Below are 24,109 nucleotides of genomic sequence, written 5' to 3'. Positions count from 1 at the left end.
ATGCTTGAACAGCGAGGTCCGGCCTATGTTCCGGTCCCAGCATGTTCGTAGGAGCCGATCTCAATGAGGCTACCGTCCGGATCGCGGCAGTAGACCGATATAAGCTCTCCCCGTGCACCGTCTCTGGCGATAGGGCCGATGATGACTTCGACGCCGCAGTGTTCGAGGTGGGTGACGACTTCATCGGGTGTTGCGGCTACCAGGAAGCAAAGATCGCTGCTGCCGGCAGCCTCGTGATTTGCTGTGAACCACTCGGTTTTCTCGATCGCAACCGGGCGGAGATTGAGCCGCTGTTTGCCGAACATCATGGCTGTACGCGGATGGGAGAGGTCCTCGCCGTAATCGAACCGGGTCATGCCGAGCACTCTCTGATACCAGATCGCCGCTCGCTCGACATCACTGACATTGACGACGATGTGGTCTATCGCCTGAACTTCTATGAACGACACCAACCCGTTCCCTCCTTTGCCAAACGCGTAAGGATTGCATGTTTCCGCTGTCGACCTTATCGTGCACACGTGCGAGGAAGATTACCTGCAAACGTGGCACTTCGCCCTCAGGATCTGGCAATGCTCGAAAGAGTGTTCGCACAGGTGATCCCGGAGCACGACACTCACCCCGACGAGCTTGCAATGCTTCTTGTGCGCCTCTTTCAAGATGGCGTCGATGAGGAGGGAGAACTGCTTCGCGCTGCGGAGAAGTGGTTTCGCTGATCTGCATGGTGACCCGCTTTTTAGCACGTTCCCGGATCAATCAGCCTTACTGTCTTTACGGAACATTCGTCCGCACTTTTGGTTGGTACAACAGGTCGCGGCGTGCCAATCGGGCATGACGGAGATGGTGAACGCAGCGGTTTTCCCGATTTCTCGCTGCGGGCAACGAAATGCCAGGCGAGCACCTTTACCTGTCCGCTGCGATCTCTTCCGAATTGGGCGATGAGTTGATTTCTATTGTGTGGACCTACGCGTCCGTTGAATCCAGATCGCTTCCAATCGGCTCTTGATTATAAAGCTCTAAAATACACCTTAACTGGCTAAAGCTCCCGTCCTGGAGGAGAGATGTCAGCAGAGCCCTACACAAACGATGATCCTGCGACGCGATTGGCACTGTTTGACTTTGCTTTCGAACATGCCCCCATCGGTATCGCTCTGGTCGATCTCGAAGGTCGAATCCTTCGGGGTAACGCCGCCTTCGCGAAACTCGTCGGCCAACAAATGCAGACCGTCATCGGTACGCATTTCAGGGATTTCACTCATCCCGACGACCTTGAAGCCGATCTTATTCTTTTCCGGCAGGTCCTCGCGGGAAGGCGCGAGGGGTACACGATCGAAAAGCGGTATGTTCGGCCGATGGGAGAAATCGTCCATGTCCTCATACATGTCGCGGCCATGCGAGATCCGGAAGGGAGGATTGTCCGTTTCATCTCTCAGATAGAGGACATTACCAAGCACAAAGAGCATGAGCGAGAACTTGCAGAGCGTACGGCCCAAGTCGAGCTAGCACTGGAGGCCATCCGCGGCGGCTTCTGGCACATGAACATCGCGAGCGGAAGTTTCGAGACCTCCGACCGTCTGGCGCAGTTCATAGGCGGACCCGCTGCGGCTCGTCTCGATCTCGAGCGCTACCTGAGAAAGATCAATGTAGATGACGGGGCACAGGCTGACCTTACGCCGCTGATTGCGGGGCAACTCGATCAAAGCGTTGCGGAATACCGCCTCGATACGGTCCAGGGAGAACGGTGGATGAGATGCGACCGTCGCCTTTTGCGTGACGGTGAGGGCCACCCGATCAAAATAGTCGGGATGGCAATCGATTTCACGGACGAGCGTATCCGTATGAAGGCCTTGGAGGAAAACGCACGGACAGACGTTCTTACAGGAGTCCTGAATCGGAGGGGGCTTGGCGAAGAATATGCGTCGCTGCGGTCGGCTGACGGATACTCGGTCCTTGCTCTCGATCTTGACGGCTTTAAGGAGGTCAATGACAGCTATGGTCATCCCATGGGCGACGTCGTGCTCTGCGAAACGGCGAATAGAATTCGTTCGTCGGTCCGAGACGAGGATCTTGTAGCGCGAGTGGGAGGTGACGAGTTCGTAGTGGTGGTTGCCGGAGGTGCCACAACGGGAAAGGCCGCAGCGGAACGCATCCTTGCCGCTGTTAGACGGCCGATCGAGGCCTCAGGTACTGCCGCCAGCGTCCGCACAAGCGTTGGCGGGGTCTGGACGGGTGCGAGACGCAATATTGCAGATCTCATGAGCGAAGCCGATAAATTGCTCTATGATGCGAAAGCGGCGGGCAAGGACGTCGTGAAATTCGATTGCCCGGCTAGACAATGGTAGGTTTTGGGGCAGCCCGTCGAGATTCGGAGGAAACCAATGCAAAGTTATCGAAAAAGCATCCTCTTCCCCCTGACCTTGCTTGTCGCAGGCGTAGCGGCATTCTTCTTGCTCCTGTTTCTGACTGGACATGATCCCGACGAGAAGCCGCTGACTCTCATTCATTAGGTAATAGGCGGGATGTTGATCGGGCCCGGGTTCGGTTATCTCATCCGCTAGAGGCAAAACAGGGATCGTTCGCGCTCGTGAAGGCCCTAAACGGGTCCGTCCGCTACGGAATGGCGTCCCGCTTGAGCACTGCCCTATCCTTGAGCAACTCGCCATATCGATGTTTGAGTTCGTTGAGGTCGATTTCGCCCTGGATCCATTGACCTACCCACGCTGTAAACTGCGGATCGGATTCGATCGGCGTTCCGGCCGCCTCGGCTCGGCTTCGAGCCCTTTCAAAGATAGCTAGTCTCTTCTCGCTGTCCATTTCCCTCTCCCGGAATCGTCAGCAAAATACATGTTGGCGGACGAGGGAACAGGATCGACTTCGGGATTTGGACTGGAAAGGTGATACTCGGTCGGCAGCAGTGTCGCTTGGGCAACGAGTGGCGTACACGCGAACCGAGTTGATCGAAGGAAGTGTAGGGTGTCGGCCATGAAACGAAGGATAGTGCTCGGTATCGACGCAGCCTGGACCGAGCGCGAACCGAGTGGCATCGCAATGGTTGCCGACGATGGAACGGGATGGAGACTTTTGGATGCCGCTGCATCCTACGACGGCTTCCTCATGCCCTCGGGCGGTGACTCCATCATCCGTCATCGAGGTTCCATTCCGGACGTGAGGCGGATCATAAGTGCGGTTGAGCTGAAAGCGGGATCAGTACCTGACCTTGTCGCCATCGACATGCCGCTTTCCAGTATGCCGATCGTCGGTCGCAGAGTTTCGGATAACCTGATCTCATCGCTCTACGGCGCTCGAGGCGGCGGAACGCATAGTCCCAGCGCACTTCGCCCTGGCAAAATCAGTGACAACATACGCGCCGAATTCGATGCCGCTGGGTATCCCCTGTCGGTAATGACCCTGACAGGCCGGGACCTCATCGAAGTCTATCCGCATCCGGCGCTCATCGAACTTGCTGCAGCCGAGCGACGGCTACCCTACAAGCACTCGAAGATCGCAAAATACTGGCGACAGGAAATCCCTGTTGTGCGTAGGCAGATGCTGCTCGAGGTGTGGACCCGTATCGTAGACCTGCTCGATGACCGGGTACAGGGAACGAAGGCGGCTCTTCGGTTGCCTGCCGCAGACGCGCGGGGTCACCAGATGAAGGCGTTCGAAGATAAGCTCGACGCCGTCGTCTGCGCGTGGGTTGGCGCATGCGCCATGGACGGGCGGGCGACGCCGTTCGGGAACAGCGCATCGGCGATATGGGTGCCGACCCAAAGATGACAGCGGATTCGATCGCGTGAACTCTAACACCCGATGTCATAATCGATTGCCTCGCTAGGAAGATCGTCCCCTAACACTTGACGGTGCCTGCCAAGGCTGGTGTCCTGCCGGACAAAATCAGACGGAGACCGATCATCCCATGTCCGAGCATTACATCGATACGACCCACGGCCGCCTTGCCTTCACCGATCTCGGTCGATCCGACGTCCCGGTTGTCCTGATCCATGCGAACTCGGTATGCAAGGAATCTTTCGAAACGCAGATCGCCGAACTGTCGCGCGGGCGGCGCGTCGTCGCTTTCGATCTTCCCGGGCACGGCGCTTCGGACGATGCCTCCGACCCCCGCCGTACCTACAGCATGTCCGGCTATGCGGACGCCTTGCTCGAAGCGCTCGGGAAAATGGGCGTGCAGCGATTCGTGGTTGTAGGTCATTCGCTCGGTGGCCATGTCGCCCTCGAGATGATCGCGGCAGGAGCGCAGGTCGATGGTGCGCTCATATTCGGCACGCCGCCTGTGGCGAACAATCCGGAGGGTCTCCAGGCTGGATTCAAACCGACACCCGAGATGGCCTACACAGGAAATGCCGAGCTACTAGATGAGCAGGTGCCGATGATCGTCGAACTGGCTCTTGGTGCGGGAGCCCGAGACGACGCATTTTTCATCAACGCCGTGCGCAGAACCCACGGTGTCGCCCGTCAGTACATGATCGAGGCCGCTATCGCCGGACATGGCAGTGATCAGAGACGCCTGGCCGAAACCTCGCTCGTACCGCTTGCCATCGTGAACGGTCAGAACGATCCGGTCATCAACTTGGACTACATCGATAGCCTGAATTACGCGAATATCTGGGAGGGCGCGCCAAAACGGGTGGAGGGCGCCGGGCACGCACTGCATCGGGAACGACCCGACGAATTCAACGCCGTTCTTTTACGGTTCATCGATTTCGTCAGGGATTCGAAAAGTGTCCCTGTTGAGGGAGCGGTTGCTGATTAATGAAGCCGTTCCGGTAACTCCGGATCAAATACTGTCCCCTGCGAGCGCTTTCACTCGATCGAGACTACGGCGGATAACACCGTCCTGGAAAGCACTTGCAAGCATGCCCTCATTGAAACGATCGCCTCTCATAAGCGTCGTGAGAAGGTGGGCGATTTCCTCGACCGAAGCACGTGCGATCGCATCCGGATCGTCCCGTAAGCGATGGAATTGCGCGCGCTCGGTTTTTCCCGACCAGTTTATCTCGGCCCGGACCCAATGTCCGGCAGACACGGCATTGAGGAATTCCTGCGCTGTATCGGAAAACGCGAAGTACGCGAACTGCGTTGACCCGTCCCTTTGTTTGCCTCCTGCCCATCTTCCGAATACGAAGTCGGGATCGGCGAAAATGGTGGCCCAAGGAGCGAGTGAAGCCAGATCAGGAGCGGGTGACAATTCAGCAGGTTTCATCGATGGGCAGTCTCCGACACTCATGGCTGCCATCCTAGAGAAATACGGATGCGAAAAGAACGATGATCGGACCCATCGCCACTAGGAAATGCGCCCACCGGAATAAACGCACTGCGATCCGCAGTCTTGGCCTGTCCCGTCTCCGGCTCCACCACTCCACCACACCACAGACGGCCATCGAGGGCGCGTAGAAAAGGGTGGCAAGATAGCCCTTGAACATCCACGATTGTTCGATTTCCTCTGGAGGGGCATTGCCAGCAACTCCCATTGCCCAGATTGCCCATGCGAACGGCACCGCAAGTACGGCGACGTAGGGGATCGTGTCGATTCCTCTGGCATATGCGCGCAGTGTGTGTGGGTTCTCTCGGGCTGGTGTCGTCATCAGTTCACCATGATGCTCAAAGTGGGTTCACCTCGGGCTTACCAGCGAACTTCGAGGAGTTTACCTCGCGGCTGACGCGATGGAATTCCAGCCTGTCGTCGATGTTGCCTTGCTCGAGGAGTTCCTTCGCCCTGGCTCCCGAAGTGGCAGGGTCAAGCCACTCCTTGTAGAGGGCGGGTTCAAGAATAGCGGGCTGTCTGTCGTGCAGTCGGGTCATCGGCGCGTCGGCGGGCATCGTTACGATGGTGCAGCTCGTGACACCGAGCCGCTCGTTGTGCGCCCACAGGCCCGCAAAAGAGAACGGTGACCGTCCCGGCTGGTAGATCAGCCATGGATCCTTCTTCCCGTCTTCCTCGCTCACAGTCCATTCATAGAAGCCGGAGGCGGGGATCAGACAGCGCCGCGACTTGAAAGCATCCCGGAACGCGGGGGAGGTGCCGATCGTCTCGATGCGCGCATTAAACATCGCGGCCCTGGGCATCTCCTTGGCCCAATGAGGGACGAGCCACCAGCGAGCGGTTTCCGCCTTCTGCGTCCCGGCAGTGTCGTTGTGGACAATCAGGACATCCTGCGTCGGCGCGATGTTGTACCGGGCTTGGGTGTTTCGACCCCGCTCCTGATCCCAGTCGAGATCAAACAGCTTTGAGAAAGCGGGCCATTCGTGGTCGAAGGTGAACCGTCCGCACATGATCAACTTCTCCGCAGAAAGGCGAGGTCCCGGTCGAGATCCCGATTGGCTATAACCCCAAGCATGAGGTGGTCTGCAAGCTCGACCAGAGCCGCAGCGACTTCCTCGGGTCGCCAACCTGCCTCGACCGCAGAAATGGCCAGGTCTGACACGTCATCGGCCATCGCCTCCTGAAGGGCAAGGAAGCGATCAGGATGTCGGGTCGTCGATGGGGGCACGATGCTTTTCATGGTGAATGACATGTAGTGTGCGCGCGTCTCGTCAAGGCGCCGATCTTGCGCTTAGGCCGACGCTCACCATCTGAAGGGAATCCTCGATTGGAGCCCGAGATGGACGACGTAACCGACACGATTTATGAAAACGAGTTGATTGAAATTCTGCCGCCGGAGCCGCATGCCGATGGCTCGGATCTGCGCGCATGCCTCTGTTGCTGTCGACCATGTAATTCGACCGCCATGGATGAGGACGGCTGCGGGATCTGTGACGAGTGCCTCGCCCCTTAGATCGGGATCACCCCTTGGACGGGTGCCACACACCGATTGACAAGGATAGCGCGTCATGGCCGAGGCACCAGCTCGGGCTGACCAGCCGGGCTATTTCAGGACGCCCTCGATGCGCTCGACGTGATTTGCCGAGCCACGGCCTTCCTCAGTCGCAGTGATCTCTTCCACGGTTAGACCCGTCGCGATGGCGAGATCGTCGAGGCTGTAGCCCTTGGCGAGGCGGCGGGAGGTGATGCTGTCATGAGCGTCTGCATGCTGGGGATTGGAAACGTGATCCATATCGGAATCCTTGTTGGGTGGTCGTGAACTCGGGGAGGCTAGCCTGGTTCCGTAGGACGGAGGACTATTTAGGTGAGGCTCCGTTGCCGGCTGCAAGCCGGAGCGCCCGAAGCTTGGCACTTTTCTCTTCGCGGTGGCGGCGCTCCTCTTCGGCCGCTTCCTGTGCCACCTTGTTCGTATGCTCGAATGCTGCCGCGCGTTCTTCCACGGTCAGAGTCCTGCGGATCCTGCTTACCATGAGGCCATCGTCGTTGCTGTTGAGGGTTTCCCCATAAGTAGTTGGCGAAGCGGTTGCTTTCAACGGCGTAGCCATGCGATGGCAGACATCCTGCCAGCGCATGGCTACGCTCTTGCGCGTAGGGTCTGCAAGCACCACCTAATCAATGCCGCCCCGCAATCAGCGCAGCCTCCGTAGCGACCTCTCCGTCGCGCGTCGATGTTCTTGCGCGGGGTTTGAGGGCGCTCCCGGCAATGGTCGAGCGCCCTTGGCTTGTCTTCCATCAACCGCAGGATCGGCATGCCAGCTCAGGATAGTCTTATCATCTTCTTCCACGGCATCGGTGCTTCTGGTGCGCAGTTGATGCCGCTCGCTACTTCCTGGCGTGCAGCCCTTCCGAATAGTCGCTTCGCCGCTCCGGATGCTCCGTTCACGCATTGGCGGGGACATCAGTGGTTCCGTATCGACGGCAATCCCCTGGCTCCCGAAAACATCAAATCAGCCCGGGAGGGATTCGACCGAACCGTGTCCGAGATCATTCGTCGAGAAGGGTTCGAGGCGACGCTTGACCGTGTGGCTTTTGTCGGGGTGTCACAGGGTGCCATCGTCGCGCTTGATGGCGTCGCTTCCGGCCGATGGCAGGTGGGCGCGCTCGTCTCGTTCGCTGGTCTCCTCGCGCCGATGCAGGTTTCATCGCAGAGCAGCGAGACGCCTGTCCTTCTGGTGCACGGAAAGGACGATAGGACGATACCTTCCTTGGCATCGACGATGGCAGCGAGCCAGCTTGGAGCCGCAGGCTTCAATGTCGAAATCGATATCCTCCCAGCAGTCGGGCACACGATCTCGCCGGGCGGTGCGGAGAGAGCTCTTCAATTTCTACGGAAGACACTCTTATGATGGAAACCGCCGTGGCAGCCAGACGTTTCCTCGTAATGGAAAGCGAAGCTGACAAAAACGATGATCCCGATAAGGAGCAAGAGACGGTGTCTTTCGCGTTCGACCGGATGACCGTCGCCCGTTTCCGCGAGACCTTCCCGCGTGCCCGCTGGAGCGACGCACTTCAGGCGTGGACGGTGCCCGGAACAACCGCCCGCCGCCGCATCGACCGATGGCTGGTCGCCGAAGCTGCTCGAAGGAATCCATTCGAGCAGGAACGCGGTCGCGATGCCTACGAGTTCGAACCCATCCTAAGTCCATATCTGTCGGTCTATGACCGCGGCTTCCGGATCAGGACGCCCTATTCGCGGACCGTCGTGGAAGAGTTGAGGCAGATCCCGTTCGCGCGATGGAATGGCGACGAGAAGGTCTGGGAGGTCCCGTATGCTTCCTACGACGACCTGCAGCACCGATGGGAAACGATAGAGGCGGCTGCGAAACGAAACGAGCCGGAAGAGCGGCGCAAGCGCGCCGAGGCCCGGAAGGGGACCGAGGAGGAAGCGCAGGCAAAGCGCCGATCCGTGGAGCGCCGCAGGAAACGACTCCCGGTGCCGAGCGACGACCTGCCGCCGCCTGATCGTCCGGTGGCGACCATCAGATACGGGATCGTCGTCTTCACCGAAGTGACGGGCGAGCTGGTGGATTCGGAAGAGGTCGCCGAGCTGTACCCGCATGCTGACGAAGAACATGTCTGGGCCATGTGGCGCTCGCCGACCGCAGACGAGCTTGTCCACACGTGGCCAGCCCGGGCGGAGCCGGGCGATGACGAATTGGCCCGTGGCTGGTGGCAGCCGACGCTGGATGAGCTTCGGGAGGCTCGACGGAAAGCGAAAGCCCGTCGGCGTGGCGAGATCCGTGTACAGTGACCATCAGTCTCCAATGTTGACGGGATTGAGCGCTTCAAGATCGGGAGACGAGCTTACCCACTTCGGGCTACTGTTTTCTCTCAATCATCCCGTCGACGACTGCCTCGGCTCGGGTCAGGCATGCTTCCGATCCTTCCACGACCGACGCAGTCGGCTTTTCATTGCCGAATACGATCACCCGGTTGCTTCCCGGTGGCGTCACGACCGCAAAGTGCCAGCTAGGGCTGTAGATGGCGATCCGGTAGCCGCGATATTCATGGACCGAGCTTGGCATGGGTTACCTCCGAGCCAGCCGTAACTGATGGTCGGGCGGGGGGAGCGGAAAGCACATTCGCTTCCGTGACCCATACCTTGCCGTCGATCCCGTCGCCTCTGTCGATCGCTGCCGCTGCCAGATCGCGGTAGTATCCAGCATAACGAACAAGGCGGCGTAACGACTTCTCCGGCGGCTGTGCCGTCGCCATCATCGCGTCGCATGTGACGATCACCAGCCAGACGGAGGTGCCATCCGTAACTGCGATCTGCCCGTTTTCGTAATAGAGAAACGGTACTGGTTCACACAGCTCGATTTCGGTCTCGCCCTTGGTCATCCGGCTTTCCTCGCCTTGAGCTCATCGGCAACCGACTTGCGGAGAGCGTCCATGATGTTCACAACGTTGGATGCTGGAGCGGCCTCCTTAGACTTCCCGGTCTTCTTCCGCGGCTTGAGCGCTTTCTTCTTCTCGGCGATCAGTGCCAGCAGGCTCTCCTGAATCGGATCGCTGACCATGTCCGGGGTCCAGCGTTTGGTTTTCTGCTTGATCAGCTTCTGGACGAGCGGGATCAGATCAGGATCTGCCTCGTCATCGATATCCTCGAAGTAGTTTTCCTCTGGCCGGACTTCGTCGCCGAAGCGGAGCGACCATAGGACGATGCCGTCGTCGCGAGGCTCGAGTACTACGGCCTTCTCGCGGCGGCCGATGACGAGCTTTGATATCCCCACCACCTTGTCCGCCTTCATCGCATCTCGGATGACGGCAAACGCTTCGTTGCCGACGGCGTCGTCCGGCATCAGGTAGTGGGGTTTCTCCAGATAGACCCACTCGATGCTGTCCGCCGGAGCGAACTTCTCGATATCGATCGTCCTGACCGTGTCGAGCGCCACATTGTCGAGATCGTCGTCGGTCAGGATGACGTAGTCGTTTTCGCCGCGGGCATATCCCTTGGCCTCGTTCTCATCACGAACTGGTTTTCGTGTGACGGAGTCGACGTACTGGGATACGACCCGGTTGCCCGTCTCCTTGTTGAGGGTGTGGAAGCGAACCTTCTCAGATTCCGAGGTCGCCGGGGTCATGTTGACCGGGCAGGTGACCAGCGACAGCTTGAGGTATCCCTTCCAATATGGGCGAAGCGCCATCATTCCTCTCCTCAAGCTGACTTGCGCTGCGGGGCAGCGTTCGAAGCGGCTGACTTCGATGCCGCCCCGCGCGCGGCGCGCTGTCTGCCTTTGCCAGCATTGGCATTGGCGGCAGCGCGTTTCGGTTTGTCGTCAGTATTCTTGCCGAGACCAGCGCTCTCCCTTAGAGCCGCAAGCAGATCGTCGGGCTTCGATACCTCGACCTTGTTCCGCTTCGGGACTGACTTGCCTTCGATCTTCGCCTTCACGAGTTCCTCGAGCGCTGCTTCGTATCGGTCGTCGAAGGTTGCCGGGTCGAAGTCGCCCTTCTTGGTGCTGATGATGTGTTTCGCCAGATCGAGCATCTCGCCCTCGATCTTGATCTTCGGCATCTCCTCGAAAGCCTTCTTCGATGAACGGACCTCATAGTCATAGTTCAGGGTGGTCGCGATCAGGCCTTTGCCGTGAGGGCGTATGAGCACGGTTCGCATGCGGCGGAACAGGACCGTGCGGGCGATGGCGGCAACCTTGGATTTGCGCATCCCGTCACGCAGAGCGGCAAAGGCATCCGAGCCCATCTTGTCCGGGGTCAGATAATAGGGTTTGTCGAAATAGACGTCGTCCACGTCCGAGCAGGGAATAAACGCCTCGACTTCGAGGGTCTTGTTGCTTTCTGGGATCGCTGCCGCCACCTCATCAGGGTCAATGATGATGTATTGACCGTTGTCGATCTCGAAGCCCTTAGTCTGCTGCTCTTTTTCGACAAGCTCCTCAGTCTCGCTGTCGATGAACACGCGATTGACCCGGTTTCCCGTAGCTTTGTTGATCGTATTGAACGCGATGCGATCGGAGGTCGATGCCGCAGTGTAGAGCGCAACGCCCGCAGTCACTTCGCCGAACTTGATGAACCCTTTCCATTGTGCACGCTGGCCTGCCATCGAACTCTCCCACGCAACTGACGCAACTTAGGCGATTCAACCGAATCACTTGGCGAATCGTTCCAGAACGAAAAGCGACTCTTTTTCAGTGGCTTGGGTCAGCCTCTCACTGCAACCGGAGGACGGAGATCAAGCGGCTGGAATCGATGCATCTTTTCGCCGGCTCGTGAGTTGTTCCTTTGATACAACCGAAGGAGAGCACTATGAGCAAGCGTGAACTGATCGATACCGGAACTGACAAGCGCTACGTCCGCCGCGACGAGCAGGGCCAGTTCAAGGAGTCCGTCGATGTCGGCCGATCGTTGTCTGCCGACAAGCGTCACGAGGCCAAGCACGAAGCGAAGTCGGGCGAGGGTGACAAGGGCGACCATAAGCGCAAGTGAAGGTCGTTACCTATAACGTCAACGGCGTGAACGGTCGTCTGGAAGTGCTACTCAGGTGGCTGGACGAGGCGTGCCCGGATATCGTCGTGCTTCAGGAACTGAAGGCTCCCGATGCCAGCTTTCCAGTCAATGAAATCGAGAACGCCGGATACGGTGCCGTCTGGCACGGCCAGAAATCCTGGAACGGGGTGGCAATACTCGCTCGTGAACAGGAGCCGCTTCTGACGCGGAAAGGTCTCCCCGGCGAGCCGGAGGACGAGCAGAGCCGCTACATCGAGGCGATCGTGGACGGTATCGTGGTCTGAGGCCTCTATCTTCCGAACGGAAATCCATATCCCGGCCCAAAGTTCGAATACAAGCTTCGGTGGTTACAGCGTCTGCATGATTATGCCGCTGAACTGCTCGAACTCGATGTACCCGTCATACTCGCTGGCGACTACAATGTCATGCCGACGGAACTTGATGTCTACAAACCGGAGCGGTGGAAGGACGACGCACTTTTCCGCGTCGAGGTGCGAGATGCATACCGCGCGCTAGTTGGGCAGGGGTGGACCGACGCCATTCGAGAGTTTCATCCAGGCGAGCGCATTTATACGTTCTGGGACTATTTCAGGAATGCCTACGGGCGCGATGCCGGGCTCCGACTGGATCACTTTCTGCTCAGTCATGATCTCGCCAAACGGCTTGCGAAGGCAGAAGTCGATAGGCATGTCCGGGGCTGGGAGCACACGAGCGATCACGCCCCTGCATGGATCGAACTTTCCGAAAACCCAATTAAAAGGAAAAGGAAATGAGTGTAGAATGGCAAGCCGGTCTCCGGCTCAAGCTTGAGGATCTCGTCGACAAATTCGTAGTCGATGGTGCTCCGCACGAGGAGGTGCTACGGACGCTACGTCTGGAGGCAGATAAACTCATAATCGCGTACGAGCAGGATCCCGACCCAGCCGATGATGGCTCTGTGATCGACGGACCTGCTAACGACTGGCCAGCAGCAACTTAATGATGACCGCCCGCGAGGGGACCGCCTTCATCCGGAGGTTTCGAGCTTAGCGCTCCACTGCGGTGTTTCTTGCGCGGGACGTGTCGGCCAGCGAGACGGCTAGTCCTGGGGTACAATAGAATCACGGGAGCCCAAGGTCCAAGCCAAGCACTCCGCTTACCGCGAACGCCAAAAGCCCAACGACGAGCAGCGCAAACATGAAGATCGCTGCCATCTTTGCGCTTACGAGTAACAACGCCCGCCAATCCTGCTTCTCTCCCTGATCGTAATGCCATTTGATGGCGAAGAACATTGCCGCGCCTAATGCTAGAAACTTGAACGTGAGGAAGGCGATCGGAACCCAGTCCATGATTACACCGTTTCGTGAAGTAGCTACGCGTGTCGCAGTTCGCGTCTCTTACGTTACTATACAAATTCTACATCTTAGGCCCTGGCTTATGACGAAGGGCCTGCAACCCAGTTGCCAATCATGACGGGATCGGCCCGACCTGCTCCAGTTGCATGGTCAGGGCTTACAGTCGTGTGGCGGTCCGTTCGAGTATTGTACGATCGCTCGGTTTGATACGGGAAACGGAATCGAATTCGGCGACATCCGGTTAGTCCTTCCGGGGTAGCGTCAACCTGACCTGTAGCCGGAAAGAGGGTTGCGCTTGCCGTGGATGCCACCTATTGAAGAGGCGCCGGGCCTGTGGCTCAACTGGTTAGAGCCGTCGGCTCATAACCGATTGGTTGCAGGTTCGAGTCCTGCCGGGCCCACCACTACACTCAGACCTCCACCCATCGGTTAGAAGCTTGTCGAGCTGGGCAGACGCGGGTCACCTATTCAAATCTGCCGCCACCCATTTCGAAAGTTCGCCTAAGGGTCTACTATCACGCAAAGCCGCCTATCTCGCTCGCTTCCGCATCGCGAAATCGAAAGCTGTGCATCTTTTCTGGCGGGTGGAGGGCAGGCAGCCGCGGCGTTACTTTGGAGCACGTGGCACCGCGGCGTTTCTTGGCCCTAATCACACCCGGTTAAGCGCGAAAGCGAGCGCAACCGCCCCGATGCTCAGGAAATATAGTCCGATCGCCGCGTGCAAGTTCGGTACCGCCTTCCCAGCCACACAGGCTATCGTGCCGCCATGTCGACGGAATGACTGAGGTACGTTCATCGTTGACGCGCCCTTGATTTGGAATGGGAGTCGCGCGTCGTCTTCTTATCGTTCCGGTCGGTAGCCGCACCATGTCCGCTCCGGATCGTGGTGGTGGTCTTATCGCCGCGGTGGATAGATCCGGTGACTACGCGGTCGGGTCTCGAAGTGAGTGTGGGTCCGGTCTGCGGAAATATGAGATCCGGGATCCAGGTGGTAGCGGCGTTGGAAGTCAGCGGGGTTGCTGCGAGCAACGCTGTGGCTGCGGCTACGACCATGTACCATTTGTTCGGCTTGATTTTCGGGGACATTCGCATTTCCTCTCTGTTGTGACGAAAGGGATCGCTCGTCATAAGGAAATAATAAAAGACCGACTGAGTAAGGGGTATTCTATACAGGTTTGCCTCGGATAACCCCTTGGTATTAGGAGACTAATCGAGATGGACGGGCAGCCGCTTCGGCAAGTTGGCTGGAGCGGCTCTCTCCATTGTGCAGTAATGGGGAGAGCCCTTTCTGCTTCAGATGAAAGCCGTGTGCTACATCCCGGATCTACGCCAATGGCGGGAACATATTCAGTAGCAGCACCATCGCCAGGCCGACCAGCGACACAATCGACTGAACTACCGATATCGTCTTCGTAGCTTCGCCCATCGTCATTCCGAAAGATTCTTTCACAAGCCAAAATCCCGCATGATTGGCGTAGTTGAAGAATAGCGAGCCACATCCGATGGACAGCGCGAGGAGGGGTGCATTCACTGCCTCGTCCACGGCGAGCGGTGCCAATAGCCCTGCCGCTCCCACGATGCCGACCGTTGCTGATCCCGTAGAAACCGACAGGAGCATCGATATCATCCATCCGAGGATCAGAGGGGAGAGCGGAAGATGCTGGCTAAGGTGAATAATCGCATCTCCCACTTTGGCATCGGTCAATACGCGCTGAAATGCTCCACCACCTGCGATGATCAGCAAGACGTTCGCGATCGGCTTAACGCTGGAAGACAAAGCGTTCCGTAATTTCTCAGCGTCGCCCGATCTGCGGTAGACGAGGACAGTGGCGGCAAAAAAAACGCCGACGAGCATCGCAATCACCGGATCCCCGACGAAGGCGGAGACCCGTGCGAGCATAGCGTCTTTCGGAATGATCAATTCTAATATCGCGTTGAGTAGCATCAGCATGGCGGGCAGCAGAGCGACGGTAACGCTGATCGCCACTCCGGGTGGATCTTCCATCGGACCCGGTCCAGTCGTCTCCGCCTCTGAGAACTGTTTTACGAGCGACGCATCCGGCTTAACGGTGAGGCGAGGGACGATGAATGCCCCATAAAGCGGCCCGCCAACGACGATCGCCGGTACCGCAGCTATAAACCCGTAAAGCATCGTTGCGCCGACGCTCGTCTTTAAAGAGGCAATTGCGGTTAGCGGGCCGGGATGAGGGGGAACCATGCCGTGCATCGCGGCCAGTGCGGCTATTACCGGAATGCCTACGTAGACATAGGCAGATCCCTTGACGCTTGCGCTCTCGTCGACCTTACGAGCGACGCTGAAGACAAGCGGCAAAAGGACGACCAAGCCGACCTCGAAAAACATCGGTATGCCGATTATGAAAGCAACACCGGACATCGCCCAGGGCAGAATGCGGATAGGAGTTCTCCGGACGATCGCCTCTGCTATGCCATTCGTTACACCGCTGTCTGCAAGGATCTTGCCGAGCATCGCGCCGAGCGCCACGACCAAGCCAACGGCTCCAAGCGTCCCTCCCGCACCCGCTTGTATCGACTTAGTAACCTTGTCCATGGGCATTCCGGCAAGCAAACCGACTAAAATGGACGTCGGGATCAGAGCGAGCAGCGGATGCAGTCTTGTACGGGAGACGATCAATGTCACGAGGAGACCGACCCCTCCTGCGGCGATTGCAAGGAGTTGAATGTCATCGTTGTTCATTCGGTTTTCCAAGGCTTCACGCGGGGCGATTTTCGCTAGCAAGCCGCGATGGTATGGTATCGGTATCGCATTTCTTGTACGTTTCCGCACAGCCGAGGGTCGGATCCGAACCCAAGATGTCTTCGGGCGTAACGTGGTGGGTGATTTATCTAGCCGCAACTGCAACGCATCAATTGCTGGATCCGGGCAGGCTGGCACCCGGTCTGCCTTGGTCGCACCGGTCCTCGGTGGGCCGCAGCAACGTCTGCCATGCTTGATGATGCAAATGGAGCATGAACTGAAACGAGGGGGGAGGCGAGAGGAGCCGAGTTGCTTCGCCTTAGTTTTCCCGGCTCTACTTTACAAGACAGCCGCGCTCGTATCGGAATGGCAGCGCCACCCCGATACGAACTGTAATTCTAAAGAATATAGGAAGCCGATCGGACGCTCCAGCGTTGCGTTCGGCTGCATGCCCGCTCATGCGGCTCCGAGCAAGCGAGGTTCGAAAAGCCCGTTGCGGAACATGGTCGCGCTGGATTTGGCGATCGCGAGCACCAAGATGTCGGCAAGCGGTTCGATCACGATCACAAGCATATAGGCAGCCCCGAATGTCCCGATGGAGGCGAGATTGTCTGCGGCGATGCCGTGTCCATACAATGCCCAAAAAGCGACCCAGGCTACGATGCCTGCCTGGTAAGTGACTGAGAGCGCGAGCGCCTGGCGATACTTTAGGTCGACATACCGCATACCCGGTGCGACAGTCCGTGTCGCGACCAGTTGAAGCGCGAAAAGAGGCACCAAGAGCGTCGTGACGTTCATACCGTACTGGGGAAGATCGTAAGGCGCGAAAAACATGCCTTGGGCCAGCAAGCCTACCGCCAACCCGATCGAAGCAGGCGCCATACCGAATAACAGGAAGAGCGTCGAGCCGAGAATGAGATGCACTTCGGACACGCCGACGGGATAGTGAGGCAAGACTTCGAAAAAGCAGAAGACCAAAGCCGTCGTGATTACGCTTCGCGCTGTAAGCGACAGCAGGCCCCGTTTTTTGATCTCGCCGAAGGCAAGATTGATCGCGTAGAGGCCCGAGAAGCCCGCCGTCGCATAGCTCAACACGATCTTCGAGCCATCTACAATTCCTGGTTCGATATGCATGTGTTCTCTCCAAAGCAGATATCATGTGTTGTGGAAGATTGATTAGGCGTCGCTGAACCAGCCGGAAGTATGCCGTCTCGCGGCATCCGGTGGCTTAGTCGTGCGCAATCGGTTCGGAATGCTTTTCTTTCCCGTCACTCAGTCGGTAACGGGCGTTTCTTCGGCGAAAGCCAAGCTGGCGATGCCCATGGCGACGAACATTCCTGCTACCTGGGCCAGAACGAACGCAGCCGATGTAAGTGGCGATAAGCCGACGAGCCCGGGCGCGAAAATCACGGCGAAGGTTACAGCCGGGTTTGCATAGGAGGTAGAAGGTGTGGCCAGTATCGCCGCTACCAGCCAAGCTCCGACCGCAAAAGGGCCTGTTTCCCATTTGGTACTGCGCGCGCAGCCTAGAACGACAGTCATTAGGCCCGCAGCCGCGACAAGTTCACTCAGGAAGCCGCCGACAGAAGGGAGAGCGACCAGTTCCGTGCGCATGGCGGAGCCGAACATCGTAGCCGCAAGGATCGCCCCGATGGCCCCGCCGACCACCTGTCCGCCGATGTACGCCACCGTGCAGATGGTCCCGCGTTCCTTGTTCAGCCATTGGGCGAAAGAGATCAGTGGGTTGAAATGCCCCCCGGATACCTTTCCCAACGCGACTATCAACCCTACGAGCGAACCCGCGATCGAGACGGCGACCATCAGAGATGCCGCCAGTTGTTGCGGCTCGAAGTGCTTCGACGCCGCTATTCCCGATCCGACCACGGCCACGACAAGAAAGGCCGTGCCCACCATCTCGACAAAAGCCCTACGAAAGACGGGCAGTCGGGGGTCGTGCTCGAAGAAACTCCGTCCGTGGGGCACGCTGGTTGGTCTATTCATGGTGTGCAGCCGGAACAACCGAGAACCGCTCTTCGACCTCCGACATCTTAGCCGCCAAGTCTCCCGGCGTTAAAATGCCCTTCTGGAAGAGAATGTTGGCGAACGCGACGATCCACCGCTCGTAATACGAGAGCTTGCCGATCATCTCCGAGCCGAGGGACTCGACGCCGCGTCGCTTTTCCTCTGTGTTGATGATCTTATGGAAATCGAGGACATCCGCCAACGCGTGGCATCGCTTTTCCCAAGGAAGCAACTCGTGCTCGACCCGCTCGATTTTGCCTGCTTCGTCCCCACCGATATCGTTCGGTAGTTTTCGTACGAGAGCTTCGGTACCCATTATGCGGCCTCCTTGTCGTATACGACCTGGATAACGCCGATCATCGCGTCTCTAGTGACGAGGTCGGCCAGTTGCGCTTCGTTGAGATGCTCGGTTCCTTCAGGCCTCATCGGTAGCACGAGGTACCGTATGATCGCCGTGGAGTCGCTCACCCGTATTTCGACATCGTCGGGAATGGAGGTCCCGAATTCCTCCAGGACGGCCCGCGGCTCGTAGACGGCCCGAGCGCGGTAAGGTTTCAGTTTGTACCAGTCAGGAGGAAGGCCGAGGACTGGACGCGGATAGCAGGAGCATAATGTGCAGACGATCAGGTTATGGACCGAGGGCGTATTCTCCAAAACGATCAGCTGGGTGTCGTCGTAGAAAGTGATCCCCAGCTCCTCGCACCCGGTGCGGCCGTTTGCCAGAAGACGCGATTTGAACCCGGGATCGGTCCACGCCCGTGCTACGACCTTCGCTCCTAGAGCCGGAGTGCGCGAGTCGAGTACTTCGATCTGCCTACGTATTTCCTCCGCGCCGAAATACTTCCGTTCTACAAGAAGTTCTCGGACCGCCGTTTCCATGAGATCGAAGTAGCTCGGCGTTTCGTCGGCGGTAATAGGTGTGTGGTCGTGGTCATGACCGTGGTTATGGTCATGACCGCGGTCGTGATCGTGATCGTGATCGTCAGACATCGGAAGCGTTCTCCAGCCAGTTTTCGAAGATCTCAATTCTTAGACCGTCATTCGGCGAACCGACGTAGTCCGGCCAGATTTCGGTCATCGGGATGGCCACGCGATAGTAATAGCCCTTGGAGCCCGCGTTGCGCCCGTATCCCTCTTCCTCGTTGTCCACGGCCCGTTCCGGAATGATGGCTTCGATTTTTCCGCTTTTGCCGCGGAGATATGTCGGCATCCGGTAATGCCCGATAGGCGAACGGGTCGCGATAACGACGGCGTCTCCTTCGGAGTAGATGGGCGTCTCCCCGGCCGCGGGAACGACAGCTATTTTTTCGAGCGGTAATGACAACGAAACCTCCATCGGATCTTTCGAAGACATGTATGCTTGGGAGGCAGGCTATTATTGTAAAATTCGGTGTCCGAGCCGATACCCGGTCGGTCAATCTCTCCGACGCTTTCCATCTACTTTTCCTCGACGTGCCGGCCAGACATCGGAAGGTCGAATCGTCCAATATCCTTGAAGTGGTGCGTGGTCAGATCTTCGTCAAAAGGAGAGCCGATGATGACCAAGGCAACTGAAAGCACGTTTGAAGTCCTGCGTGACAGTGCGGCAACGCTACCGGAGTTCGAGGACCTGAACCTCGAAATGCAGACATTTCCCAGATCGCGTTTAGATGAAATGCTCGACGAAGCCCTGATGGAATCGTTCCCGGCGAGCGACCCGCCAGCTTCCGGGCGCTTCGAATAGGCCCAGGGTCGGTAATTGCCCTGAGATCGGGCGATCCGGCAGGATCGCCGCGATGAAGCGGCCGAGACACATGGGCGGAGCTCGTTACTTCTTCGCAAAACCACCGGGCATCCCGGACGGAGCCCATTTCCCTTATGGCGACGTGCAAAACCCGTCGCCCCAAATCATCGATTAGGTAGATTATGTCCGACACAACAGGTGAACGCACTTTACGTATCTCGGTCGCAGGAGCGACCGGCCGAATAGGGTCCGCGCTTCTATCGGCACTCGCGGGCGACGATGTCGAAATCGTCGCTCTTTCACGCGATCAGTCCGCGGAACGTCTGCCTCGCGGGATCACGCCTACTGTGGTCGATTTCGAACAGGCATCAACTCTCAGGAAGGCAGTCGAAGGAACCGACAAACTGTTCCTCGTGCACGGCACCTACGGACGACAGGTGCAGAACGAGATCGCACTTATCGACGCTGCCGTCGATGCAGGGGTCTCGCATATCGTCAAGGTGTCGGTTATGGGACCACCTCTGGCGCTTCATCCTTTCGATTGGCATACAGAGATCGAGGCGCATCTGTCGAGGCGCGACGTCGGTTACACGCTGCTCCGGCCCTCTACCTTCGTCGATATCTTGAAGAGCAGGGCTGCGTTCGTCTCCCAAGGGACATGGGGAGGCGCTGCGGGAGATGGACGGGTAAATCTTATCGATACCCGCGACGTCGCAGATGTGGCTCGCGCAGTGCTGCTCGATCGCACGGACCCCGGTGCGCAGCGCGCTTATCATCTAACGGGACCCGGAGCTCTGAGTATGGTCGATATCGCGGCCGAACTCTCGCGCTTGCTCGACGAGGAGATCACTTATCACCATCGCACACCCGGCGAACAACGACAGGTTCTCTTGAATACGGGAGTGAGCGAAATGATTGCGGATTTGCAACTCGGGCTCGACCGTCTTTTTAGGCTTTCCATCCAGGCGGAGACAACTTCCACGGTCTTCGAACTCACTGGTCATCCACCACGGTCGGCCATCGAGTGGCTGAAGGAAAACCTTTCTGCATTCAAGCGGGTGTAGCGCTCGTCTCAGAATGCTCGGACATCACCGATCTGATCACCGGATCCCACCGACTGCTTCGACAAGATGGCCACGGCGGCGAGATCCTCGGAAGCGTAGTCCGAGGCTCGCACGGCCAGCGTTGAGAAAAGCAGCCTTACACCTGACAAAGGAGAACCGACATGACCGACACAGCCTCAACGGCACCGACACAATTCGCAGACCTTCACGACCGCAAGATTGCGTATCGCAAGTTCGGAAGTGGCACTCCCATCGTCTTGAACGTCAGATTCCGCGGCACGATGGACTCCTGGGATCCGTTGTTTCTTGATGAGCTATCGAAAGACTTCGAGGTGATCGTCTACGACTACTCCGGTCTCGGTGCTTCGACCGGGAACGCGTCATATGATCGGGCATCTCTCGTTAAAGATGCCAAGGACCTTATCGATTTCCTTGGTTTCGAGACTGCCGTGATCGGCGGCTGGTCGCTCGGAGGTGTCGTCGCCCAGAAATTCACCGCGACCCATCCGGATCTCGTGTCCCACACGGTTCTGATTGGGACCGCACCTCCCGGTACGCCCGAAAAGAGTGGCGAGCGCCTATTCATGGAAACCGCGATGCATCCCAACAACGGCTTGGAGGACCAGACCATCCTCTTTTTCGAGCCGACTTCGGACCGGAGCCGGGAGGCAGCCAAGCGTTCGCTCGATCGCATAGAGAGCCGCCAAGCAGACCGATCGCCCCAAATTCCGGAATCGGTATTCATGAAGCTTCTCAGCGAAGCAAAGGACCGGACGACGATTTATCCCGACCCCGATGGCGCGGAAGCGAAGCTGCTCGAATCCGGTATTCGCCCAATTTTTGTTATCAGCGGTGACCACGACATCGCGTGCCCCGTCGAGAACTGGCTCTCGTTGACCACGAAATGGAGGTCGCTCCATCTTCTCACTATCCCGCAAGCCGGGCACGGCCCCCATCATCAGGAACCCGTGTTTTGCGCGAAAACAATAAGGGCGTTCATCAAGAGCCACACGGTGAAGGCGCTTTGATTTATCGCCGGATGGGACCGATTTCGAGCGCCACCACACAGGTGGCGCTCGATTTTCAAAGTGGCAGGCTCCGACGTCGTTCGGTCACGGTGACCTAGCGGGGAAGTCCACCCAACTCCTGGCTCACGACTAAATTCAGAAGTCTTCCAGGACGATCTTGCCTTTTGCTGTCCCGCTCTCGAGCTTCGCATGCGCCAGCTTCATGTTCGCGGCGTTGATAGGCCGCAAGACTTCGGTGACGGTGGTCCTGATCTTTCCGGCGTCGATCAATGCGGAGATTTCGTTCAGCAGCTTTCCCTGCTCGCCGACATCCGCGGTGTTGTACATCGAACGCGTGAACATAAATTCCTGGTGGACCGATACCGACTTTCGTTTGAATGGCATCACGTCCAGACTGTCCGGATCATCTATGAGGCCGAACCTACCCTGCGGGGCAATCAGTTCTACGATTTCAGAAAGTTGAGACTTGGTTTCGTTCGTGGAAAAAACGAACGCCGGCGCTCCGATCCCCAAAGCTTTCACCTGTTCGGCCAACGGTTTCCTGTGGTCGATCACGTGATGAGCGCCGAGGTCCTTGACCCATTCGATTGTTTCTGGTCGCGAGGCGGTCGCAATCACGGTCAAATTCGTCAGAGCGCGCGCAATTTGAATTGTGATTGAGCCGACACCGCCAGCGCCGCCTATAACGAGAAGAGCGTCGGCGGCGCCAGGCACTGCTGTGCGGACATCGAGACGGTCGAACATCATCTCCCAGGCCGTGATGGCCGTGAGCGGCAACGCCGCCGCGCCCACGTCCGACACCGTTGTCGGCTTTCTTCCTACGATGCGCTCGTCGACCAAGTGGAATTCGGCGTTCGCCCCCTGCCTGACAAGTGATCCGGCATAGAAGACGCGCTCCCCGACCTTGAAGTCTTCGACATCGTCGCCGACCGCCTCGACAGTACCGGCGGCGTCCCAGCCGAGTACCTTCCAGGATCCGTCCGGAGGCGACATGCTTTTTCGGATCTTGGTATCCACGGGGTTTACTGAAACCGCCGCGACCTTGACTAGGAGGTCTCGTCCGGTCGGGACGGGTCGATCCAGGTCGATGTCGACCAGGGATTCGGTACGATCCAGTGCACCTGCCTCTTTGTATCCGATGGCTTTCATGAGATCTCTCTTTTCGCTCGACAAAAATGCAGTTCAGACTGCGGTGCCATCGGTAGATGTCGACGTAGGGAGCGTATTGTACAAAAAGGTCTCCGAAGGCCCGGAGGAATATCCGCATCTTCAATGGATGGGACGACCCGTAAACCGCGTAAGACGATGAGAATCCGTTGATAGCTGTGCTGAGCCGAGGGTTTTTACGACTGCCGTAAATACAGCGCGCGTGAGGTCTGTCGTGTTGTCGGCCTCGTCCTTTATAAAAGACTTCGACAATGCCGCCGGAGGCGCTGCTCTCAAGGGGTTTTATGAAAGGGCGCCGACCTCAAGCGCGATGGCGAGGGATCGGCATTTTTTCGCTCAGCGGAGGATTAATTTTCGACAGAGACCATTGTCTATTCTCCCTGGTTTCGTACCAGACCCCTGCCTCGAACTGCAGAGGCCCGGCACTCACTGTCAACGCGCCGTGGCGGCTTCCTCGATAACCTTAGCCACTCGGTCCGGATGCGACACCATCACGACGTGAGACGCGCCTTCGACCTCCACGGTGTCTTTCGCGTTCGCCCGCTTGGCCATCCACTTCATGGCTTCCGGCGGGATGTTCTTGTCAGCCGAGCCGAAAATGGACCACGAGGGAATTTCCTTCCATCCGGCGTTGGTGGCGGCCTCGCCTAGCGCGACATCGGTCACGGGGCGCTGAGAGGCGGCCATGGCTGCAGCGGCCTTCTCGGAAACATCCGCGGCGAACTGCTTGTGGAACTTGTCCTGCTGGATGTAGAGGTCCTTCGCGCCGTTCTCCAATTCGACAGGCTTGTCGAGAGTTGGGGAGAGCGTGCTGCCGGGAAATTTGCCGCTGAGATCGAGGGCGGACTCGCCGACCTCTGGTGCGAATGCGGAGACGTAAACCAGGGACTTGATCTTCTCGCCCGTGGTCGCGGCTTCGGAGATGACCGCGCCGCCGTATGAGTGACCGACCAGAACAACGGGCGTGTCGAGGCTTGCGACGATGCGCTTGAGATAGGCGCTGTCGCCCTTGACGCTGCGTAGCGGGTTGGCCACGGCAACTACCCGATAACCGTCGGCCTCGAGTTTTCCGATGACGCCTGTCCAGCTGGAGGCGTCGGCGAAGGCGCCATGGACAAGGACGATGGTAGGCTTCGTATCGGCCGCAAAAGCGGGAACACTCGCCAGTGAAGTGGCAAACAATGCGGATGCGAACAGTTTCTTGAACATGGGGGTATCCTCGTTCGATTTTCAACCGTTCGAGAAAGCA

At 58.1% G+C, this 24,109-nt stretch carries 32 protein-coding genes, 1 tRNA gene and 1 pseudogene; 13 read left to right on the top strand and 21 right to left on the bottom strand.

Translation table 11 applies throughout. The annotated features are described in order from the left end of the window. Window positions 1-23: 23 nt before the first annotated feature. Complete coding sequence (locus tag AAIH70_RS16435; RefSeq protein ID WP_430034827.1) at window positions 24-449, bottom strand: VOC family protein; 426 nt, start codon at window positions 447-449, stop codon at window positions 24-26. Between the two features lie 120 nt (window positions 450-569). Here AAIH70_RS16435 and AAIH70_RS16430 point away from each other — a divergent pair, with 120 nt between their 5' ends. Both AAIH70_RS16430 and AAIH70_RS16425 read left to right on the top strand, forming a co-directional pair. Continuing rightward, entirely contained in the window at window positions 570-713 is a 144-nt protein-coding gene (locus AAIH70_RS16430) for a hypothetical protein (RefSeq protein ID WP_430034825.1), read from the top strand. A gap of 345 nt (window positions 714-1,058) precedes the next feature. Next, complete coding sequence (locus AAIH70_RS16425; protein WP_430034823.1) at window positions 1,059-2,339, top strand: diguanylate cyclase domain-containing protein; 1,281 nt, start codon at window positions 1,059-1,061, stop codon at window positions 2,337-2,339. A gap of 268 nt (window positions 2,340-2,607) precedes the next feature. On the opposite strand, the gene AAIH70_RS16420 is transcribed toward AAIH70_RS16425, so the two are convergent. Then, window positions 2,608-2,811 carry a hypothetical protein gene (locus AAIH70_RS16420; RefSeq protein WP_430034821.1) on the bottom strand — a complete coding sequence of 68 codons (204 nt, stop codon included), beginning with the start codon at window positions 2,809-2,811 and terminating at the stop codon, window positions 2,608-2,610. Window positions 2,812-2,979: 168 nt separating this feature from the next. On the opposite strand from AAIH70_RS16420, the gene AAIH70_RS16415 reads away from it, so the two are divergent. Then, window positions 2,980-3,774 carry a DUF429 domain-containing protein gene (locus tag AAIH70_RS16415; protein ID WP_430034934.1) on the top strand — a complete coding sequence of 265 codons (795 nt, stop codon included), beginning with the start codon at window positions 2,980-2,982 and terminating at the stop codon, window positions 3,772-3,774. Window positions 3,775-3,913: 139 nt separating this feature from the next. Beyond that, complete coding sequence (locus AAIH70_RS16410) at window positions 3,914-4,768, top strand: alpha/beta fold hydrolase (RefSeq protein ID WP_430034819.1); 855 nt, start codon at window positions 3,914-3,916, stop codon at window positions 4,766-4,768. 24 nt (window positions 4,769-4,792) lie between these two features. On the opposite strand, the gene AAIH70_RS16405 is transcribed toward AAIH70_RS16410, so the two are convergent. The 6 genes from AAIH70_RS16405 to AAIH70_RS16380 all read right to left on the bottom strand — a co-directional run bounded on the left by AAIH70_RS16405 (window position 4,793) and on the right by AAIH70_RS16380 (window position 7,410). Next, window positions 4,793-5,218 (bottom strand): DUF6508 domain-containing protein, encoded by a 426-nt coding sequence (locus AAIH70_RS16405; protein WP_430034817.1) that lies wholly within the window; start codon window positions 5,216-5,218, stop codon window positions 4,793-4,795. Window positions 5,219-5,252: 34 nt separating this feature from the next. Then, the gene (locus tag AAIH70_RS16400; protein WP_430034815.1) at window positions 5,253-5,600 is read right to left on the bottom strand and encodes a hypothetical protein; all 348 of its coding nucleotides are present in this window, start codon (window positions 5,598-5,600) and stop codon (window positions 5,253-5,255) included. Between the two features lie 16 nt (window positions 5,601-5,616). Then, complete coding sequence (locus AAIH70_RS16395; RefSeq protein ID WP_430034813.1) at window positions 5,617-6,288, bottom strand: SOS response-associated peptidase; 672 nt, start codon at window positions 6,286-6,288, stop codon at window positions 5,617-5,619. 2 nt (window positions 6,289-6,290) lie between these two features. Further along, window positions 6,291-6,518, bottom strand: coding sequence for a hypothetical protein (locus AAIH70_RS16390; protein WP_430034811.1), 228 nt, complete (start codon window positions 6,516-6,518; stop codon window positions 6,291-6,293). Window positions 6,519-6,881: 363 nt separating this feature from the next. After that, on the bottom strand, window positions 6,882-7,070 hold the full coding sequence (locus tag AAIH70_RS16385; RefSeq protein WP_430034809.1) for a hypothetical protein: 189 nt from the start codon (window positions 7,068-7,070) through the stop codon (window positions 6,882-6,884). Between the two features lie 64 nt (window positions 7,071-7,134). Further along, the gene (locus AAIH70_RS16380) at window positions 7,135-7,410 is read right to left on the bottom strand and encodes a hypothetical protein (RefSeq protein ID WP_430034807.1); all 276 of its coding nucleotides are present in this window, start codon (window positions 7,408-7,410) and stop codon (window positions 7,135-7,137) included. Between the two features lie 150 nt (window positions 7,411-7,560). Between AAIH70_RS16380 and AAIH70_RS16375 the strand changes: the two genes are divergently transcribed. Then, complete coding sequence (locus tag AAIH70_RS16375) at window positions 7,561-8,184, top strand: alpha/beta hydrolase (protein WP_430034805.1); 624 nt, start codon at window positions 7,561-7,563, stop codon at window positions 8,182-8,184. Between the two features lie 35 nt (window positions 8,185-8,219). Beyond that, window positions 8,220-9,089 carry a hypothetical protein gene (locus tag AAIH70_RS16370; RefSeq protein ID WP_430034932.1) on the top strand — a complete coding sequence of 290 codons (870 nt, stop codon included), beginning with the start codon at window positions 8,220-8,222 and terminating at the stop codon, window positions 9,087-9,089. Window positions 9,090-9,156: 67 nt separating this feature from the next. On the opposite strand, the gene AAIH70_RS16365 is transcribed toward AAIH70_RS16370, so the two are convergent. From AAIH70_RS16365 to AAIH70_RS16350, 4 genes are read right to left on the bottom strand one after another with little or no spacing between them, the layout of a single operon-like run. Continuing rightward, window positions 9,157-9,363 (bottom strand): hypothetical protein, encoded by a 207-nt coding sequence (locus tag AAIH70_RS16365; RefSeq protein ID WP_430034803.1) that lies wholly within the window; start codon window positions 9,361-9,363, stop codon window positions 9,157-9,159. Further along, window positions 9,344-9,679 carry a hypothetical protein gene (locus AAIH70_RS16360; protein ID WP_430034801.1) on the bottom strand — a complete coding sequence of 112 codons (336 nt, stop codon included), beginning with the start codon at window positions 9,677-9,679 and terminating at the stop codon, window positions 9,344-9,346. Before AAIH70_RS16360 ends, AAIH70_RS16365 begins: the two co-directional genes overlap by 20 nt. After that, on the bottom strand, window positions 9,676-10,485 hold the full coding sequence (locus tag AAIH70_RS16355; RefSeq protein ID WP_430034799.1) for a Ku protein: 810 nt from the start codon (window positions 10,483-10,485) through the stop codon (window positions 9,676-9,678). The genes AAIH70_RS16360 and AAIH70_RS16355 overlap by 4 nt, the downstream gene beginning before the upstream one ends. A gap of 11 nt (window positions 10,486-10,496) precedes the next feature. Further along, on the bottom strand, window positions 10,497-11,402 hold the full coding sequence (locus tag AAIH70_RS16350; RefSeq protein ID WP_430034797.1) for a Ku protein: 906 nt from the start codon (window positions 11,400-11,402) through the stop codon (window positions 10,497-10,499). Between the two features lie 203 nt (window positions 11,403-11,605). Here AAIH70_RS16350 and AAIH70_RS16345 point away from each other — a divergent pair, with 203 nt between their 5' ends. From AAIH70_RS16345 to AAIH70_RS16335, 3 genes and pseudogenes are all read left to right on the top strand, one after another. Beyond that, window positions 11,606-11,785 (top strand): hypothetical protein, encoded by a 180-nt coding sequence (locus tag AAIH70_RS16345; RefSeq protein WP_430034795.1) that lies wholly within the window; start codon window positions 11,606-11,608, stop codon window positions 11,783-11,785. Then, window positions 11,782-12,579: pseudogene (gene xth / locus AAIH70_RS16340) on the top strand (exodeoxyribonuclease III). Before AAIH70_RS16345 ends, xth begins: the two are co-directional and overlap by 4 nt. After that, window positions 12,576-12,785: a hypothetical protein gene (locus AAIH70_RS16335; protein WP_430034793.1), complete on the top strand. Its 210-nt coding sequence runs from the start codon at window positions 12,576-12,578 to the stop codon at window positions 12,783-12,785. Before xth ends, AAIH70_RS16335 begins: the two are co-directional and overlap by 4 nt. Before the next feature lie 121 nt (window positions 12,786-12,906). Here the strand turns inward: AAIH70_RS16335 and AAIH70_RS16330 are convergent, their stop codons facing one another. Then, window positions 12,907-13,134, bottom strand: coding sequence for a hypothetical protein (locus AAIH70_RS16330; RefSeq protein ID WP_430034791.1), 228 nt, complete (start codon window positions 13,132-13,134; stop codon window positions 12,907-12,909). Between the two features lie 333 nt (window positions 13,135-13,467). Between AAIH70_RS16330 and AAIH70_RS16325 the strand changes: the two genes are divergently transcribed. Then, window positions 13,468-13,544 (top strand) — tRNA-Ile (locus AAIH70_RS16325). Between the two features lie 920 nt (window positions 13,545-14,464). On the opposite strand, the gene AAIH70_RS16320 is transcribed toward AAIH70_RS16325, so the two are convergent. The 6 genes from AAIH70_RS16320 to AAIH70_RS16295 all read right to left on the bottom strand — a co-directional run bounded on the left by AAIH70_RS16320 (window position 14,465) and on the right by AAIH70_RS16295 (window position 19,214). Beyond that, window positions 14,465-15,856, bottom strand: coding sequence for a GntP family permease (locus AAIH70_RS16320; protein WP_430034789.1), 1,392 nt, complete (start codon window positions 15,854-15,856; stop codon window positions 14,465-14,467). Between the two features lie 456 nt (window positions 15,857-16,312). Beyond that, window positions 16,313-16,990: an energy-coupling factor ABC transporter permease gene (locus tag AAIH70_RS16315; protein ID WP_430034787.1), complete on the bottom strand. Its 678-nt coding sequence runs from the start codon at window positions 16,988-16,990 to the stop codon at window positions 16,313-16,315. A 138-nt stretch (window positions 16,991-17,128) separates the two neighbouring features. After that, window positions 17,129-17,857, bottom strand: a complete 729-nt coding sequence (locus tag AAIH70_RS16310; protein ID WP_430034785.1) for an aquaporin — start codon at window positions 17,855-17,857, stop codon at window positions 17,129-17,131. Further along, the gene (locus AAIH70_RS16305) at window positions 17,850-18,194 is read right to left on the bottom strand and encodes a nitrile hydratase (RefSeq protein ID WP_430034783.1); all 345 of its coding nucleotides are present in this window, start codon (window positions 18,192-18,194) and stop codon (window positions 17,850-17,852) included. The genes AAIH70_RS16310 and AAIH70_RS16305 overlap by 8 nt, the downstream gene beginning before the upstream one ends. Continuing rightward, window positions 18,194-18,868, bottom strand: coding sequence for a nitrile hydratase subunit alpha (locus AAIH70_RS16300; protein WP_430034781.1), 675 nt, complete (start codon window positions 18,866-18,868; stop codon window positions 18,194-18,196). Before AAIH70_RS16300 ends, AAIH70_RS16305 begins: the two co-directional genes overlap by 1 nt. Continuing rightward, a complete protein-coding gene (locus AAIH70_RS16295; protein ID WP_430034780.1) occupies window positions 18,861-19,214 on the bottom strand; it encodes an SH3-like domain-containing protein in 354 nt (117 codons plus the stop codon). Before AAIH70_RS16295 ends, AAIH70_RS16300 begins: the two co-directional genes overlap by 8 nt. A gap of 198 nt (window positions 19,215-19,412) precedes the next feature. Here AAIH70_RS16295 and AAIH70_RS16290 point away from each other — a divergent pair, with 198 nt between their 5' ends. The 3 genes from AAIH70_RS16290 (at window position 19,413) to AAIH70_RS16280 (ending at window position 21,693) form a co-directional block, all read left to right on the top strand. Next, window positions 19,413-19,601, top strand: a complete 189-nt coding sequence (locus tag AAIH70_RS16290; protein WP_430034778.1) for a hypothetical protein — start codon at window positions 19,413-19,415, stop codon at window positions 19,599-19,601. Window positions 19,602-19,783: 182 nt separating this feature from the next. Beyond that, on the top strand, window positions 19,784-20,665 hold the full coding sequence (locus AAIH70_RS16285; protein ID WP_430034776.1) for an NAD(P)H-binding protein: 882 nt from the start codon (window positions 19,784-19,786) through the stop codon (window positions 20,663-20,665). A 161-nt stretch (window positions 20,666-20,826) separates the two neighbouring features. Beyond that, window positions 20,827-21,693 carry an alpha/beta fold hydrolase gene (locus AAIH70_RS16280; RefSeq protein WP_430034774.1) on the top strand — a complete coding sequence of 289 codons (867 nt, stop codon included), beginning with the start codon at window positions 20,827-20,829 and terminating at the stop codon, window positions 21,691-21,693. A 135-nt stretch (window positions 21,694-21,828) separates the two neighbouring features. Here the strand turns inward: AAIH70_RS16280 and AAIH70_RS16275 are convergent, their stop codons facing one another. Further along, a complete protein-coding gene (locus tag AAIH70_RS16275; RefSeq protein ID WP_430034772.1) occupies window positions 21,829-22,842 on the bottom strand; it encodes a zinc-binding alcohol dehydrogenase family protein in 1,014 nt (337 codons plus the stop codon). Window positions 22,843-23,292: 450 nt separating this feature from the next. After that, window positions 23,293-24,069 (bottom strand): alpha/beta fold hydrolase, encoded by a 777-nt coding sequence (locus AAIH70_RS16270; RefSeq protein WP_430034770.1) that lies wholly within the window; start codon window positions 24,067-24,069, stop codon window positions 23,293-23,295. Window positions 24,070-24,109: the final 40 nt, after the last annotated feature.

The organism is Neorhizobium sp. BT27B, from assembly GCF_050455485.1.
Classification (GTDB): Bacteria; Pseudomonadota; Alphaproteobacteria; order Rhizobiales; family Rhizobiaceae; genus Neorhizobium.
The sequence above is the reverse complement of the archived record's forward strand: the minus strand, read 5'-3'. Positions and strand labels throughout refer to the sequence as shown.

Excerpts from the sequence above, each read along its gene's own strand:
- AAIH70_RS16430 (WP_430034825.1), top strand. The coding sequence starts at position 570 with ATGCTCGAAAGAGTGTTCGCACAGGTGATCCCGGAGCACGACACTCAC.
- AAIH70_RS16425 (WP_430034823.1), top strand. The coding sequence starts at position 1,059 with ATGTCAGCAGAGCCCTACACAAACGATGATCCTGCGACGCGATTGGCA.
- AAIH70_RS16420 (WP_430034821.1), bottom strand. The coding sequence starts at position 2,811 with ATGGACAGCGAGAAGAGACTAGCTATCTTTGAAAGGGCTCGAAGCCGA.
- AAIH70_RS16415 (WP_430034934.1), top strand. The coding sequence starts at position 2,980 with ATGAAACGAAGGATAGTGCTCGGTATCGACGCAGCCTGGACCGAGCGC.
- AAIH70_RS16410 (WP_430034819.1), top strand. The coding sequence starts at position 3,914 with ATGTCCGAGCATTACATCGATACGACCCACGGCCGCCTTGCCTTCACC.
- AAIH70_RS16405 (WP_430034817.1), bottom strand. The coding sequence starts at position 5,218 with ATGAAACCTGCTGAATTGTCACCCGCTCCTGATCTGGCTTCACTCGCT.
- AAIH70_RS16400 (WP_430034815.1), bottom strand. The coding sequence starts at position 5,600 with ATGACGACACCAGCCCGAGAGAACCCACACACACTGCGCGCATATGCC.
- AAIH70_RS16395 (WP_430034813.1), bottom strand. The coding sequence starts at position 6,288 with ATGTGCGGACGGTTCACCTTCGACCACGAATGGCCCGCTTTCTCAAAG.
- AAIH70_RS16390 (WP_430034811.1), bottom strand. The coding sequence starts at position 6,518 with ATGAAAAGCATCGTGCCCCCATCGACGACCCGACATCCTGATCGCTTC.
- AAIH70_RS16385 (WP_430034809.1), bottom strand. The coding sequence starts at position 7,070 with ATGGATCACGTTTCCAATCCCCAGCATGCAGACGCTCATGACAGCATC.
- AAIH70_RS16380 (WP_430034807.1), bottom strand. The coding sequence starts at position 7,410 with ATGCGCTGGCAGGATGTCTGCCATCGCATGGCTACGCCGTTGAAAGCA.
- AAIH70_RS16370 (WP_430034932.1), top strand. The coding sequence starts at position 8,220 with ATGGAAAGCGAAGCTGACAAAAACGATGATCCCGATAAGGAGCAAGAG.
- AAIH70_RS16365 (WP_430034803.1), bottom strand. The coding sequence starts at position 9,363 with ATGCCAAGCTCGGTCCATGAATATCGCGGCTACCGGATCGCCATCTAC.
- AAIH70_RS16360 (WP_430034801.1), bottom strand. The coding sequence starts at position 9,679 with ATGACCAAGGGCGAGACCGAAATCGAGCTGTGTGAACCAGTACCGTTT.
- AAIH70_RS16355 (WP_430034799.1), bottom strand. The coding sequence starts at position 10,485 with ATGGCGCTTCGCCCATATTGGAAGGGATACCTCAAGCTGTCGCTGGTC.
- AAIH70_RS16350 (WP_430034797.1), bottom strand. The coding sequence starts at position 11,402 with ATGGCAGGCCAGCGTGCACAATGGAAAGGGTTCATCAAGTTCGGCGAA.
- AAIH70_RS16345 (WP_430034795.1), top strand. The coding sequence starts at position 11,606 with ATGAGCAAGCGTGAACTGATCGATACCGGAACTGACAAGCGCTACGTC.
- AAIH70_RS16335 (WP_430034793.1), top strand. The coding sequence starts at position 12,576 with ATGAGTGTAGAATGGCAAGCCGGTCTCCGGCTCAAGCTTGAGGATCTC.
- AAIH70_RS16330 (WP_430034791.1), bottom strand. The coding sequence starts at position 13,134 with ATGGACTGGGTTCCGATCGCCTTCCTCACGTTCAAGTTTCTAGCATTA.
- AAIH70_RS16320 (WP_430034789.1), bottom strand. The coding sequence starts at position 15,856 with ATGAACAACGATGACATTCAACTCCTTGCAATCGCCGCAGGAGGGGTC.
- AAIH70_RS16315 (WP_430034787.1), bottom strand. The coding sequence starts at position 16,990 with ATGCATATCGAACCAGGAATTGTAGATGGCTCGAAGATCGTGTTGAGC.
- AAIH70_RS16310 (WP_430034785.1), bottom strand. The coding sequence starts at position 17,857 with ATGAATAGACCAACCAGCGTGCCCCACGGACGGAGTTTCTTCGAGCAC.
- AAIH70_RS16305 (WP_430034783.1), bottom strand. The coding sequence starts at position 18,194 with ATGGGTACCGAAGCTCTCGTACGAAAACTACCGAACGATATCGGTGGG.
- AAIH70_RS16300 (WP_430034781.1), bottom strand. The coding sequence starts at position 18,868 with ATGTCTGACGATCACGATCACGATCACGACCGCGGTCATGACCATAAC.
- AAIH70_RS16295 (WP_430034780.1), bottom strand. The coding sequence starts at position 19,214 with ATGGAGGTTTCGTTGTCATTACCGCTCGAAAAAATAGCTGTCGTTCCC.
- AAIH70_RS16290 (WP_430034778.1), top strand. The coding sequence starts at position 19,413 with ATGATGACCAAGGCAACTGAAAGCACGTTTGAAGTCCTGCGTGACAGT.
- AAIH70_RS16285 (WP_430034776.1), top strand. The coding sequence starts at position 19,784 with ATGTCCGACACAACAGGTGAACGCACTTTACGTATCTCGGTCGCAGGA.
- AAIH70_RS16280 (WP_430034774.1), top strand. The coding sequence starts at position 20,827 with ATGACCGACACAGCCTCAACGGCACCGACACAATTCGCAGACCTTCAC.
- AAIH70_RS16275 (WP_430034772.1), bottom strand. The coding sequence starts at position 22,842 with ATGAAAGCCATCGGATACAAAGAGGCAGGTGCACTGGATCGTACCGAA.
- AAIH70_RS16270 (WP_430034770.1), bottom strand. The coding sequence starts at position 24,069 with ATGTTCAAGAAACTGTTCGCATCCGCATTGTTTGCCACTTCACTGGCG.